Origin of the sequence: Microbacterium sp. cf046, from assembly GCF_900114345.1 — a bacterium.
Taxonomy (GTDB): domain Bacteria; phylum Actinomycetota; class Actinomycetes; order Actinomycetales; family Microbacteriaceae; genus Microbacterium.
Window position 1 is genome coordinate 15,394 of the sequence record NZ_FOZJ01000002.1, and the last position, 13,861, is coordinate 29,254.

Annotated in this window: 14 protein-coding genes; 3 read left to right on the forward strand and 11 right to left on the reverse strand. The window is 71.2% G+C overall.

The genetic code is table 11. The annotated features are described in order from the left end of the window. Positions 1 to 3: 3 nt before the first annotated feature. The 4 genes from BM349_RS06225 to BM349_RS06240 form a co-directional block, all read right to left on the reverse strand. Positions 4 to 858, reverse strand: coding sequence for a glycosyltransferase family 2 protein (locus BM349_RS06225; protein ID WP_175525217.1), 855 nt, complete (start codon positions 856 to 858; stop codon positions 4 to 6). Positions 859 to 893: 35 nt separating this feature from the next. Continuing rightward, the gene (locus BM349_RS06230; protein ID WP_091705139.1) at positions 894 to 2,099 is read right to left on the reverse strand and encodes an NAD(P)/FAD-dependent oxidoreductase; all 1,206 of its coding nucleotides are present in this window, start codon (positions 2,097 to 2,099) and stop codon (positions 894 to 896) included. Then, entirely contained in the window at positions 2,096 to 2,521 is a 426-nt protein-coding gene (locus BM349_RS06235; RefSeq protein WP_091705142.1) for a sugar 3,4-ketoisomerase, read from the reverse strand. The genes BM349_RS06230 and BM349_RS06235 overlap by 4 nt, the downstream gene beginning before the upstream one ends. A gap of 78 nt (positions 2,522 to 2,599) precedes the next feature. Further along, entirely contained in the window at positions 2,600 to 3,040 is a 441-nt protein-coding gene (locus BM349_RS06240) for a metallopeptidase family protein (RefSeq protein ID WP_175525218.1), read from the reverse strand. Between the two features lie 72 nt (positions 3,041 to 3,112). Here BM349_RS06240 and BM349_RS06245 point away from each other — a divergent pair, with 72 nt between their 5' ends. Next, positions 3,113 to 3,322 (forward strand): DUF3499 family protein, encoded by a 210-nt coding sequence (locus BM349_RS06245; RefSeq protein ID WP_091705145.1) that lies wholly within the window; start codon positions 3,113 to 3,115, stop codon positions 3,320 to 3,322. 75 nt (positions 3,323 to 3,397) lie between these two features. Next, entirely contained in the window at positions 3,398 to 4,885 is a 1,488-nt protein-coding gene (gene ahcY / locus BM349_RS06250) for an adenosylhomocysteinase (RefSeq protein WP_091707158.1), read from the forward strand. Positions 4,886 to 4,901: 16 nt separating this feature from the next. Here the strand turns inward: ahcY and BM349_RS06255 are convergent, their stop codons facing one another. Further along, the gene (locus tag BM349_RS06255) at positions 4,902 to 5,777 is read right to left on the reverse strand and encodes an RDD family protein (protein WP_091705150.1); all 876 of its coding nucleotides are present in this window, start codon (positions 5,775 to 5,777) and stop codon (positions 4,902 to 4,904) included. Between the two features lie 16 nt (positions 5,778 to 5,793). On the opposite strand from BM349_RS06255, the gene BM349_RS06260 reads away from it, so the two are divergent. Then, the gene (locus tag BM349_RS06260) at positions 5,794 to 6,789 is read left to right on the forward strand and encodes a stage II sporulation protein M (protein WP_091705153.1); all 996 of its coding nucleotides are present in this window, start codon (positions 5,794 to 5,796) and stop codon (positions 6,787 to 6,789) included. Positions 6,790 to 6,991: 202 nt separating this feature from the next. Here the strand turns inward: BM349_RS06260 and BM349_RS06265 are convergent, their stop codons facing one another. From BM349_RS06265 to BM349_RS06290, 6 genes are all read right to left on the reverse strand, one after another. Beyond that, the gene (locus tag BM349_RS06265) at positions 6,992 to 7,861 is read right to left on the reverse strand and encodes an aquaporin (protein WP_091705155.1); all 870 of its coding nucleotides are present in this window, start codon (positions 7,859 to 7,861) and stop codon (positions 6,992 to 6,994) included. Positions 7,862 to 8,009: 148 nt separating this feature from the next. Then, positions 8,010 to 9,311 carry a DUF58 domain-containing protein gene (locus BM349_RS06270; protein WP_091705157.1) on the reverse strand — a complete coding sequence of 434 codons (1,302 nt, stop codon included), beginning with the start codon at positions 9,309 to 9,311 and terminating at the stop codon, positions 8,010 to 8,012. A 96-nt stretch (positions 9,312 to 9,407) separates the two neighbouring features. Next, positions 9,408 to 10,415, reverse strand: a complete 1,008-nt coding sequence (locus BM349_RS06275; protein WP_175525219.1) for an AAA family ATPase — start codon at positions 10,413 to 10,415, stop codon at positions 9,408 to 9,410. Continuing rightward, on the reverse strand, positions 10,412 to 11,596 hold the full coding sequence (locus BM349_RS06280; protein WP_091705160.1) for a DUF4350 domain-containing protein: 1,185 nt from the start codon (positions 11,594 to 11,596) through the stop codon (positions 10,412 to 10,414). The genes BM349_RS06275 and BM349_RS06280 overlap by 4 nt, the downstream gene beginning before the upstream one ends. Continuing rightward, on the reverse strand, positions 11,593 to 12,270 hold the full coding sequence (locus BM349_RS06285) for a DUF4129 domain-containing protein (protein ID WP_091705162.1): 678 nt from the start codon (positions 12,268 to 12,270) through the stop codon (positions 11,593 to 11,595). Before BM349_RS06285 ends, BM349_RS06280 begins: the two co-directional genes overlap by 4 nt. Continuing rightward, complete coding sequence (locus tag BM349_RS06290) at positions 12,261 to 13,703, reverse strand: glycerophosphoryl diester phosphodiesterase membrane domain-containing protein (protein WP_091705165.1); 1,443 nt, start codon at positions 13,701 to 13,703, stop codon at positions 12,261 to 12,263. Before BM349_RS06290 ends, BM349_RS06285 begins: the two co-directional genes overlap by 10 nt. Positions 13,704 to 13,861 lie beyond the last annotated feature (158 nt).

Sequence of the window (13,861 nt, forward strand, 5' to 3'; positions counted from 1 at the left end):
GGCTCATGCGCCGCGGCGCCGGAGCACGCGCTTGAGTCCGCTCGGCAGGCGGCTGCCGTAGATGCGCGCCCAAAGGAACACCTCGAGGCGAAGCCGCTGCACCGGCGACAGGCTGCTCCGCCTGATCTCGGCCACGCCCGACCGATGCAGCGCACGAAGCTGCTCGGCGTCGTGCGGCCACGTCTTGGAGAGGCTGCCGGACTGGTAGTACTTCGTGCAGAGCACCTCGGGGACGCGGATGAAACCGCCGACCAGAGACAGCGCGAGCAGCCACGTCCAGTCGGCGGAGTACTCGCCCTGGCGATTGGGATGGATGCCGCCGACCGTCGCATAGCCCGACGCGCGGAAGAGACCGCGGTTGGGGACCCACCAGTCGCCGCGGCGACGGGCCATGACCCGTCCTCGCTCGAACGCGGTGCGGGTGCCTTCCAGCTCGTCGAAGGTGTACACGGCGACGCGACCGTCCCGTTCGTGCACCTCCATGTCAGTGAACGCCAGCACCGCGCCGTCATCGGGCGCCAGGGCGCGGACGAGCGTCTCGACGTACGTCGGTGCGACGACGTCGTCGTGGAAGGCGAAGAACATCAGCTCGCCGCCGGCCCGCGCCATGAGGTCGTTCGAGTTGCGCAGCCAGCCCAGGTTCTGGTCGCGCTCCAGTACCCGGACGTTCGTGCGGCCATCGGCGAACCGCCGCACCACGTCGAGGGTGTCATCGGAGGAGTGGTCGTCGCCGATCAGGATCTCCAGCCGCGCGTAGGTCTGTGCGGCGAGGCTGTCCAGCGTCCGCTGGATGAACGCAGCTCCGTTGTACGTCGGCACCAGCGCCGTCACGAGTGGGGCGGCATCGGGTGTGGGCACCCCATACTCCTTCCTGCCGACACGGGAGTGGCGATTCAGCCGGCGATCTCGGCGGCGAGCGCCGCGGAGGTCCATGGGGCGGTCGAGTACTTGCCGGTGTCGACGGAGTGGTATGAACCGCGGCGCTCGACGCCGTAGAGATTGCGCCGGTGAAGCCCCGCACCCGGGTCCTCGAGCCGGCCGGTCGCGCGTGCGAAGACGAATCCGCCGTGCACCTGGGCGGACTCGGCGTCGTCGAACACCGCGCCCACCCCCGGCAGGAGGCGCTCCAAGGAGGCCCGCACCCGCGCCATGAAGATCTCCGCATCCGCTCCGACCGGGAGCGGCGGAGCCTGCAGCTCCAGTTCCCCGCCCTCGGCGACGAGGCCGGCGGGATACCAGGAGAGGTAGAAGTCGCGGCCGTTGTAGTTCTTCACGTCGCCGAACGGCCCGACCGAGACCAGCGCGCTCGGCAGATCGTGACGGCTGCGCGTTCGAAGGAAGACGCAGAGCCGGAAACGGTGACTCCAGGGAGGCTGCGGGATGACGCCCGCCGTGACGTCGATCGGCAATCGCCCTGCCCAGAGCGCATTGATCACGACATCGAAGTCGTCTTCGTCTCCGCGTTCGTCACGGACGACCCACCGCCCGTCCGGGTCATCGCGCGGATGCGCCGCGACGACGGTCGTGCCGAGCCGCTGGACGACGTGGGTCTCGGCCGCCACGGCACCCGCGAGTCGATCCGCGAACCACTGCGTGTCGACGGACCGTTCGGGCACGCGGAAGCCCGCGACGATGTCATCGCCGGCCATCTCCCGCAGCTCCGACTGATCGATCTCCATCACCCGGGCGGCGGACACATCGACGAGGTAGCGGGATGCGTCGGGATGCCGGTGGATGAGGTCGCTGAGCGTCTCGAACTTCCGTCGCATCGCGTCCGGAGAAACCACGGAGTCGCGATGCAGGAGGTAGATGTCATCGTCCTGGGTCACATGACCGTCGAGACCCTCGCCGATCAGCTCGCGCGCGCGATCCGCGAAGCGCAGGCTGCCGGGAAGGATGTGCTCTGCGGTCGCGGTCGTCGGATCGGCGGCGTAGAGGTAGCCGAGGTGGATCTTGCCCTCGTTCCATCGGCTCGCCGCCTGCATCGGTGCCGCCTCACGGTCGATCAGCGTGACATCCACGCCTCGTCGGGCGAGGTCGATGGCGAGGGAGCTGCCCATGATGCCCGCGCCGAGGACCGCGACGCGGCGAACGGTCACGAAGCAGCCTGATCGTCGCGCGGATCGACTTCGGTGTATTCCGCGGCTTCGTAGGGCCCATCGGCGAAGACGATCAGGGTCGCACCGTCATCACGGTAGGTCTGCTGCGCCCAGACGCCGGCCTCGATGAGCAGGGCGGGGTGCCGTTCGTCGAGTGAGATCCGCGCGGTTTCGTCGCCGCGGCGAACGTCCACGTCGATCGTCCCCCCGGCGCGGAACAGCACCTGGCGCACGCGGCGGTGCGCATGGCCTCCGCGGACGGCGCCGCGGGGCGCGGTGATCACGAAGGCGCGGGCGACGTGGAAGCCGAACTCCTCGAGTGTGAGCGGGGTGAGGGAGCCGCGGGAGTCCGTGAACTGCTCGAGGGCGAGGATCTGCACCGCACCGTCGAGCAGGCGCAGAGGGGCGAGGTCGGGCGACATGCTCAGAACTGTAGCGGTGCGCACGCGCGCGTGGACGCCGTGGTCGCGGTCCTTCGCAGCGGCCCTTCGCAGCACCGACTAGAAGTACCGGAAGCGCTCGGGTCCGAGATCCCACGGATCCCGGTCGAGGTACTCGGCCGCGGCCCGGAAGACGCTGCTCTCGACCATCATCCGCTGGTGCAGATCGTCGTCCCGGTGGAGGTGGCTCAGGCGTTCGATCGGCAGCCGGTACATGATGATGCGCTTCTCATCCGTCAGCGCACGCCAGCGCGGGATGCCGTCGTCATCGGCGGTGGGGGGCATGTCGCCCACCTCGAAGCTGACGTCGCGCAGCTCCGGCCATGCCGAGCGCAGGAACTCCGCGGCCGTGCCGACCGCCAGATCGAACCGATCGACCCGCGTCTCCAGGGGTGGCAGCGGCGGGCGCACGATCGGGCTGCGACCCTCACGGCCGTGGCGGCCGTGCCGCGTCGGCCGTCGCACCGGCGACGACGCCTCCTTGCTGCGACGCCATGCCATTGCACCATGCTAGCCGCGCGGATGCGGCGCGGCACCGCCGCGCGGGTGGGAGCACTGGATAGCGTTGAGCCGATGCGCGAGAGACTCTGCTCCAAGGTGGGATGCGCCCGTGAGGCCGTCTCGACTCTGACGTACGACTACGCCGACCAGATGGCCGCGCTCGGGCCGCTGGGCGCGGGCGGCGACCCCCACGCGCACGATCTCTGCGCGATCCACACCGATCGGCTCTCGATGCCGCGCGGATGGGTCGTGGTCCGCCACGAGACGCTCGCCCAGCGCTGACGACGGGCGAGCACCGGGTGGCGGATGCCCCTGCGGCTCGCGGACGTCGAGGGGATCGTCTGGGAGAATGGGCGGATGAGCACCGATCTGAGCGCCCGTCCCACCGCCCCCGAGCGTGCCGGCGGGCTGGAGTTCCTTGTCGCCGACCTCTCGCTCGCTGAGGCGGGCCGCCACCAGATCCGCCTCGCCGAGAACGAGATGCCGGGCCTGATGGCGCTGCGCGAGGAGTTCGGTCCGACGCAGCCCCTCGCCGGTGCACGGATCGCCGGGTCGCTGCACATGACGGTGCAGACCGCGGTGCTGATCGAGACGCTGGTCGCGCTCGGCGCCCAGGTGCGCTGGGCGAGCTGCAACATCTTCTCCACCCAGGACGAGGCTGCGGCCGCTGTCGCGGTGGGCCCGACGGGCACCGTCGAGGCTCCGGCCGGCGTGCCCGTGTTCGCGTGGAAGGGCGAGTCGCTCGAGGAGTACTGGGCCTGCACCGACCGGATCTTCGACTGGTCGGCCGAGGGCTTCGCGGGTCCCGACCTCATTCTCGACGACGGCGGCGACGCGACCCTCCTGGTCCACAAGGGCGTCGAGTTCGAACGTGCGGGAGCCGTGCCGGATGCGGGCCCAGGCGACTCCGCCGAGTACCGGATCGTCCTGGCGACGCTCCGAGCGAGCCTCGCCCGCGATCCTCAGCGCTTCACGCGGATCGCGGATGAGCTCATCGGCGTGACCGAGGAGACCACGACAGGCGTGCACCGGCTCTACGAGCTTGCTGCGGCGGGTGAGCTGCTGTTCCCCGGGATCAACGTCAACGACTCGGTGACCAAGTCGAAGTTCGACAACAAGTACGGCATCCGTCACTCCCTGCCCGACGGACTGAACCGTGCGACCGACGTGCTCATCGGCGGCAAGACGGTGTTCGTCGTCGGCTACGGCGACGTCGGCAAGGGCGCCGCGGAGGCGCTGCGCGGGCAGGGTGCACGCGTGATCGTCGGCGAGATCGATCCGATCTGCGCTCTGCAGGCTGCGATGGACGGGTATCAGGTCGCGCGCCTGGACCGGGTGATCGGCGATGTCGACGTCGTCGTGACCGGCACCGGCAACAAGAACGTCGTCACGGTCGAGCATCTCCTCGGCCTGAAGCACCTCGCGATCGTCGCGAATGTCGGCCACTTCGACGATGAGATCGACATGGCCGGCCTGGAAGCGCTGGCGGGTGCCGAGTCGATCGAGATCAAGCCCCAGGTCCACGAATGGCGTCTGCCGAACGGTCGCAGCGTGCTCGTGCTCAGCGAGGGCCGTCTGATGAACCTCGGCAACGCCACCGGGCACCCGTCGTTCGTCATGAGCGCGTCGTTCACGAACCAGGTGCTCGCGCAGCTGGAGCTGTTCACGAACATCGAGGACTACCCGGTGGGCGTGCACACGCTGCCGAAGTCGCTCGACGAGAAGGTGGCGAGGCTGCACCTCGCCGCACTCGGCGTGGACCTGACGGAGCTGACCCCGGAGCAGGCCGCGTACATCGGCGTTCCGGTCGACGGACCGTACAAGCTCGACCACTACCGGTACTGACCGGCGGGCGACCCGGTCAGCGCGACGGGAATCCGCGTGGTGCGCCCGAAGCAGTCGAGGTGAGTGCGGCGACGCGCTGCTCCTCGAGCTGAAGCGCCCGCAGCTCGCGGTCGCGACGCACCGCCACGACCGCTCGGAGGAATGCCTCGCCGTCGACGGGCGGGACAGGCGAGACGTGTCCGGCGGTCTCGGCCGCGAGGGAGGCCGCGAGTCGCGCCCGCGCCGGCGGCTGCATCACGTCGGCGTTCTGGACGAACTGCGCGACCCGCCGTGACAGGCGGTCGGGCAGGCGCGCGACGTCGGCGATCGACGCCCACGCCACGAGGCTGGGCGGCACGCCGGGAGCGGGCATCGGCAGTCGCGGCGTTCGTGTGCGCTCGGAGTACGTCCCGGCCATGAGGTCGCCGAGTCGCTGCGCCCTCGGCGTGAAGGCGCCGACCAGGGCTGCGACCGCGCCGACGGTCAGCCAGATCTCGAACACGCCGACGAGCGCGCGGATGAACGCCTGCCGGAAGCCGGATGCACCGCCGTCGGTCCGCACGATCCGCCCGCCGACGGCGAGCTTGCCGAGACTGCGGCCGCGGGTCATCGTCTCGACGACGGTCGGTATCACGACGGTGACGGTGACCAGCACGACGACCGTCAGGATCGGCAGCGTGTTCAGCTCGAGGATGCTCCGGCCGACGAGCCACGATGTCACGAGCGCGAAGAGGATGAACACCAGCACGCCGAGGATCACGTCGATCAGGGTCCCGAGCCCGCGGAGGAAGAAGCCCACCGGCTGCACGTCGAGCGCGACAGCCTCCCCGGTGAGGATCTCGTCCTGCTGGATCTCGATCACCCTCGCCACCGGAGCAGCGGAGACCGGGGCGGCGGAATCCTGAGCGGGCATGGGTACAGTAAACCAAATGGACCTCGACGCCCTCGCCGCCGCCCGTCGGGAGGAGTGGGCGCGCCTCGATGAGCTGAGCCGCTCGCGCAGGCTCAGCGGGTCCGAGGTCGACGAGCTCGTCACGCGCTATCGCGCCGCATCCGCCGATCTGGCCGACATCAAGACCTCCGCCGGTCGCACCGCCCATGGCGACCACGTGTCGACCATGCTCGCGCGCGCAAGGCTGCGACTCACCGGCGCACCCGAGAACGTGGCGCGCCAGATTCCGCGGTTCTTCGCGCTCCAGCTGCCCGCTGCGCTCTACTGCGTCCGCTGGACCACGCTCGTCATCGCGGTCGCGTTCATCTCGGTCGTCGCCGTGGTCGCCTTCTGGATCTCGGGCGATCCGGCGCTCGTCGCTTCGCTCGGGAGCAAGGCTCAGCTCGAGTACTACGCGGAGAACAGCTTCACCGACTACTACAGCGAGAATCCTGCGGCCGTGTTCGCCGGGACGGTGTGGACGAACAACGCGTGGATCGCGGCGCAGTGCGTGCTCTTCGGCATCACCGGCGTGTGGCCGATCATGGTCCTCGTGCAGAACGCCGTGGGTGTCGGCACGGCGGCAGCGGTCATGCTCGCGTTCGACCGCGGTGACGTCTTCCTGCTGTTCATCCTTCCCCACGGCCTGCTGGAGCTCACGAGCATCTTCGTGGCGGCGGCGGCGGGCCTGCACATCTTCTGGGCGTGGGTGGCGCCGGGCCGCCGCTCACGCGGGGAGGCGCTGGCCGCCGCGGGCCGGTCGCTCGCGACCGTCGCGATCGGACTGATCGTCGCGCTGGCGATTTCGGGCGCGATCGAAGGCTTCGTCACCGCCCAGCCGTGGCCGTGGCCGGTCAAGATCGGCATCGGCGCGCTCGCGCTCGCGGCGTTCGTGTTCTACATGGTCTTCGTCGGCGGGCGTGCGTACCGCCGCGGCGAGACGGGCGATGTCACCGAGTACGAGGCCGGAACTCCGACCCTCGTCGCCGGCTGACCACGTCCCCCGCGACCTCGCCGCCGGCGAAAAGCTCCGGCGGCATCCCCGCCCCGTTCATCCGTCACGCGTGTACGCCGGGGGGCCGCATCCGCGTGCACGGGTGACGGATGAACGGGGGAAGCGGATGCCGCACCGAGGGTGCCAGGAACGCGGAAGGGCCGGCCGCCGAAGCGACCGACCCCTCCGGAATGTGCGCGGCTCAGGCCTTCTTCGTGCCGTCGAACAGCGCGCGATACGCGAAGCCCGCGATCAGGGCGCCGACGATCGGGAACACGATGAACACCCACAACTGGGTGAGGGCCTCTCCACCACCGTAGACAGCCGTCGCGATCGAGCGGGCCGGGTTGACCGACGCGTTGTCGATCGGGATGATCGCGAGGTGGATGAGCACCAGGGTCAGGCCGATCGCGAGTCCGGCGAAGTTGGAGCCGCGCGTCGAGTGCGTCACGCCGAGGATGACGATGACGAACAGCGCCGTGAAGAGCACTTCGACGATGACCGCGGCACCGACGCCGAAGCCGCCGGGAGAGAGCTCGTTCCAACCGTTGCTCGCGAAACCGCCGTCCTGGGCGTTTCCCAACCAGCCTTCCGGCCCGAACAGGCCGATCAGGACGACCAGGGTGGTCGCGATGAGCCCGCCGACGATCTGGACGATGATGTACGGCAGCACGCCCCTCCACGGGAACCGGCCCGCCGCGGCGAGGCCGAGGGTCACCGCCGGGTTGAAGTGGCCGCCCGAGATGGGGCCGAACGCGTACGCGCCGGCGATGACCGTGATGCCGACCGCGAGCGAGACGCCGAGGAATCCGACGCCCTTGTTCGCAGCTTCCGTGCCTTCACCGAATCCGGCGGCGAACAGCGCGGTGCTGATCACGCCGAGCACGAGGAGGAAGGTGCCGAACGCTTCGGCGATGAGGGTCGCCGCGGTCGAGGGACCGGCCGCCACCTTGTCGGGCGTGTGGTCCAGCTCGGTCGGCCGGACACGCTTGTCGGGACGCGGGTCGCTCTGCGACGGCGCGTGGTCGAGATCGGTGGGATCTACGGGCTTTTCTGGACGCGGGTCGCTCATGATGACTCGTTCCCTTCAGACTCGGTGGATGGCGGAATATCCGCCCGCCGAGAGCCTAGGACATGTACAGCACCTTCTCAGGGAACGGCTCCGGTGAGGCGTGGATGCCGGTAACGCGGCGTCACGGAGCACGCCGGCGCCCCGCTGTTCAGAGTCGCCCGGTCGCCTTGAGTTCGAGATATCGGTCGGCGATGCGCGGCGGCAGCGCCTCCGGCGAGTCGGCGACGGCCTCGGCCCCGGCGCGGCCGATCGCGGAAGCGACGCGTGCGGCGTCGCGGATGCCGCGCTCGATCGCAGCCGCCCGGTAGACCGTGGCGGCGTCCCTCACGTCGTCGGGCATCTTCTCCGTGTCGGTCACCGTGCCCACGAGGACATGCGCGCGCCGCGACAGCGCGGGCAGGGAGCCGAGGAATCCGCGCGCAGCCTCAGGTGCGTCCTGGGCGGTCAGCAGGACCACGAGCGACGGGCGCGAGGTCAGTGCGCGCACCTGTGCGAACGCGGCGTCCCAGTCCGTGTCGATCAGCTGCGGCTCGACCGGCGCCATCGCGTCCACGAGCGCCGGCAGGAGCGCTGGTCCCTCCACCCGGGTCACACGGGCGCGCGTGACCCGGTCGAACATGAGCAGGTGCGTGTGGTCGCCCGCTCGGGTCGCGAGGGCGGCGAGCAGCAGGGCGGCCTCCATCGCGGCATCCAGCCGGACGCCGTCGCCGACCCTGGCCGCGGCGGTTCGGCCGGTGTCGATCACGATCACGACGTGCCGGTCGCGCTCCGGCCGCCAGGTGCGGAGCATGGTGGTGCCGGCCCGGGCGGTCGCACGCCAGTCGATCGAGCGCACGTCGTCGCCGCGTACGTACTCGCGCAGGCTGTCGAATTCGGTGCCCTGCCCTCGAACCTGGACGCTCGTGTTCCCGTCCAGCTCGCGAAGGCGCGCGAGCCGCGACGGCAGATGCCGGCGCGCGGTGAACGGCGGCAGCACGCGGATGGCCCCGGCCGCGGCGATCCGCGCCTGCCGTCCGGCCAATCGCAGCGGCCCGTCCGACCGGACGACGACGAACTCGGACCTGAGTTCGCCCCTGCGGCGGGGGAGCAGCGGCACGGTCACGGCGCGCCGTTCACCGGGCGGCACATCGATCTCGGGCCGGTCGGCGGGCGCCCCCGCTGTCGGCTGCCACGCGTCGCGGATCCGGCCGCGCAGTCGGCGTCCGCCCGTGTTCTGCACCCACAGCTGCGTCTCGGTCGGCTGGCCGAGGAGGACACGTCGTGGGATGCGGCGCTGCACGAGGATCCGGCGCGGATCGGCCGCCGCGGCGGCATCCGCGAACGCCACGAGCGCGCACAGGACGATCCATCCGACCGCCGCCACCCACGCATCCACACCCGCGATGGCGAGCACCACGACGGGCACCGCGCCGACGGCGACCAGGAGGGGCAGGCGCCCGGTGAGGAACATTTTCTCCGTATCTCGATACGCTCGCTGGCGCTCGTTACTCGATCTTGACCCGGATCCGCATCAACGCCGGCTTCGAGCGCATTGATCCGGATCGCGTCAAATGGGCACGCGCGTCTGCTGCAGCACCGAGCCGAGGACGGCGTCGACCGAGACGCCCTCCAGCTCCGCGTCGGGCCGCAGGCGGATGCGGTGGCGCCAGGTCGGCACGAGCATCGTCTGCACGTGATCGGGGGTGATCGCCGGGTAGCCGCCCAGCCACGCCCATGCCTTGGCCGCCGCCAGGAGCGCCGTCGTGGCGCGCGGGCTCACCCCGAGCTGCACCGAGGGGCTGCGTCTGGTCGCCTGGGCGAGGTCGACCACGTAGCCGAGCACGTCGTCCGCGACCGTGACCGAGGCGGCGGCACGCTGGGCGGCGCGGATCTCATCCGCGGTGGCCGCCTGCCGCAGCCCGGCGGCGGCGAGGTTGCGCGGATCGAACCCCTCGGCGTGCCGGCGCAGCACGGCCAGCTCGGCATCCCTCGGCGGGATGTCGACGATGAGCTTCAACAGGAACCGATCCAGCTGCGCCTCCGGCAGGGTGTACGTGCCCTCCTGCTCGATCGGGTTCTGCGTGGCGGCCACGAGGAATGGGTCGGGGAGGGGCCTGGTGACCCCGTCGGTCGAGACCTGTCGCTCCTCCATGGCCTCCAGGAGCGCGGACTGGGTCTTCGGCGGCGTGCGGTTGATCTCGTCGGCCAGCACCACGTTCGTGAACACCGGGCCCTCACGGAACTCGAACTCACCCGCGCGCGCGTCGTACACGAGCGACCCGGAGACATCGCCCGGCATCAGGTCGGGCGTGAACTGGATGCGCTTCGTGTCCAGTCCGAGCGCACCGCTGAACGCGCGCACGAGCAGTGTCTTCGCGACGCCGGGAACGCCCTCCAGCAGCACGTGTCCGCGAGCCAGAAGCGCGATGAGCAGGCCGGTCACGGTGCCGTCCTGCCCGATGACGGCCTTGCCGACCTCGATGCGGACGCGGTTCATCGCCTCGCGCAGGGCGGCATCGTCCGGCGCGCTCGCGGTGGCGTCGGCGGGCGATGCCTGTGGGGTGGGGTCTGTCATCGGGTGTTCCTTTCGGGACGCACGGCCGTGTGCACGGCCTCCTCGAGAGCGCGCAGCCGCTGGGCGAGCGCGACCAGCTCTGCATCTGTGCGGGGGAGTTCGTCGATCAGGATGCCGCGCACCGCGCCGCGGTCGATCCGGCCGCGGGCGGCCGCGGCATCCGCGATCTCCTCGGCCGAGGCGGACGGGCCGAGGCCGAGCAGGCGCCCGAGGCGGCCGAGCGAGCCGATCCGCAGCTGATCGGCCGCGTGGAGCGCATCCCGCGCGTGGGCGTACAGGCGCGCACGGCCTTCGGTGGTCTCGGCCGCGCGAACGGTGACGGGCAGACGCTCCACGACCAGCGGACCGAACCGGCGTCCGCGCCAGATCGCCGCCGCGATGCCCGCGACCAGCAGCAGCATGATGACCGGGCTGACCCACGGCGGGGTCAGCTCGCCGAGCGTCGGGTCGCCCGCGGACAGGTCGCTGTCGGCGATGTCCGGCATGTACCAGACGAGCGTCGGGTGCCGCCCGAGGAGGTTGACTGCCAGCGCGGCGTTGCCGTCCTCGGCGAGGTGCTCGTTCGTGAACAGCGCACGCCCGTCGACCGCGATGGAGCGTCCGCCCGGACGCTCGGCGGCGAGCAGGCCGTAACCGCCGCCGGTCGGATAGCACGCCGTCATCTGCGCGCCGGGCTCGTAGATCGCACCCGGCGCCACACCGCCGGCGCGATCCGCGTCGGCCAGCTCGCAGGCGGGGTCCACGACGCTGCCGGGCCCGACGCCGTACGTGCTCGATCCGGGCAGGAACAGGCGGAGGGTGCGGGCACGGGGGTCGATCAGCGCGACATCGGCGGCCGCATCCGTCAGGGCGGTCACGGCCTCGTCGGAGAGGTAGGGCGCGTCGGGCAGCGCCAGCGTCGCGGCATCGCCTGCCAGAGCCGCTTGGGCGGCAGCACGGTCGCGGACGACCACGACATCGACGCCGTGCTCGCGCAGGATCTCGGCCAGCGCCCGTGTGCCGTTGGGTCCGGCGGACTCGGGGTCGAGCACATCGCGCTGGTTCCACTGGCCGATCCCCGCGAGCAGCGAGCCCACGATCCCAACCCCGACGAGCACCACCGCGATGACGATCCATCCCGTGACCCGCCGGCGGCGGGTGTCCGCGACGGGTGTGGGGGCGTGATCCTGGAGGGCGGTCATGCGGGCGCACCCGACATCACGAGAAGCACCGGACGTGCGGCGCTCACGGCGTCATCGACTGCGGCGATCCGCCGGTACAGCTCTTCGGTTCCGGGCCGACGCAGATAGCGCACGTCGTCGAACGCCTCGGCAGCCGTCTCGAGCTCGTCGGCGGATGCGGGAAACGCGCGCGCGGCAGCGCGTGCGAACGCGTGCACGGTCGCTCCAGGAGGGGTGTCCACCGCACCGCGTTCGACGAGGCCACGCGCCAGGGCGCGGAATCGGAGCACGATCGCGGCATCCCATTCGCCCTTCGAGGCGTGCGATGCCGCGTCCCTGCGGAGTCCGGCCGCGCTGCGCTGCTCGTCCCGACCGAACAGGGCCGTCGCCGCCCGCGCGCGGCCCGTCGTGCGCGGCACGCCCCACACCAGGAACGCCGCGACGATCACCAGGACGACGACGACGGCCGCGATCACCCCGAACCAGGGGCCCCAGTCGCCTGAGAGCTGCGTTCCGAACAGCGACTCGAAGAATTCGGCGATCGCCTGGGCGATGCGGTCGAGCGGCGTCGGCTCGGCCGCCGCGTACGCCGGGTCGGACAGCTCGCGCTCGGCCCACCTGCGTGCCTCGTCCCCGTCCGGCGTGAGCGGCGGCACCGATGCCGCGAGGCGGCCGAGCGCGCCGACTACGACCACGGCGACTCGGGGTCGATCGCGTCACCCTGTGCTCCGGGCGCGGCCCAGCGGGTCGACGCGGGCGGCGTGTCGTCGGCGGGTGCCGGCGCGGCGGGTTCCGGCGGGGAGACGGGAGCGACCGGTGGCGGGGCCGGGCTGTAGGGCGCCGCGGCCGGCGCAGGATGCTGTGGACCCGCAGAGGGCTGGGTCGGGTATGCCTGGCCCGGGTACGGCTGGGTCGGGTATGCCTGACCCGGGTGCGGCTGGGTCGGGTATGCCTGACCCGGATGCGGCTGCGGGGCGTACCCCTGACCCGGGTACGGCTGAGGCGCGTACGCCTGGCCCGGGTACGGCGGCGGATAGCCGGCGCCGGGCGCGAACGCGGGAGCCGGATACGCCACGGGACGCGGCGCGATCACCCGGCCGATGTTCTCCAGGTACGGGTCGGTGAGACCGATCGCTCCGGCATCACGCCGCTCGACGTAGGTCAGCAGGTCGATGTCGAGGCCCTCGCGCCGCACGCGGCAGTCGATGTAGATGATCGCCGTCGCCGTGGCCTGCACCACGACCGCGACCGACTGGATGAGGAGCGTCACGATCTGCGTGAGCACGACCGTCACGACGATCCCGATGATCGCGCTCGGCTCGGGGTCGCCCGTGGGACTGATGATCGTCGTCACGATCGTCGACAGGAAGGAGAAGGGGATGCTGACGACCTGTGCGATCGTGCCGAAGACCAGTGAGATGATCACGATCACGCCCAGCGCCGGCCAGAACCGGCCACGGATCAGGGTCCAGGAGCGGCCGATCGCGGTGCGGATCGTCGCACGCTCGAGGATGATCGTCGCGGGCGCCAGCAGCAGCTTGGTCGACAGCCACAGGGTGAGCGGGATGGCGGCGAGGAACGCGAGGATCGTCAGTGCGACTGCGGCCGGCAGGGCGGCGACCCCGATCGCGAAGATCACCGCGGCGACCACGCCGATGAGCAGGAGGGCGGCGAGGGCGAGAAGGAATGAGTATCCGATCAGTCGCCACGCCACCGGCTTGACGCGCTGCCACAGCGCGCGGAGGGTCAGCTTCTCCGCGACGGCGGCGTGGGCCACCTCGCTGACCACCACCCCCTGCACGATCACGCCGAGCGCGCCGGCGGCGAGCCCGAGGACGATGCCCGTGATCGCAGTGAGCGCGATCGAGCCGGCCATGACCGCGTCGAACTCGTCGGTGCCTTCGCGGAGGGTGTCCAGACGGGTGAACGACGCGAAGGCGACCGCGCCGACGCCGAGGAGGACCAGGATGTACGCGGCGGTCTGCACGCACAGGGCGAAGCCGAGCAGCACCCGCGGATTCTGCCGCAGTGCCGCGAACGAGCGTCCGAGGATCGTGCCGAACGTCAGCGGCCGCAGCGGGATGATCCCAGGGCGGGACGCCGGCGTCCAGGCCGGATAGGCGGTCACGGATGCCCCTCCTCGTGCTGTCGGGCTGAGTCACCATCGTGCCACACCGGGGTGCTCGCTCAGCGGTCGCTCGGCGCGCGTGCGGGGTACGCTCGGCCTGCGCACAGGCGTGGTCGACTACTCTGTGGAGAGCGCAGGGGACGGCGCGATGACTCGCC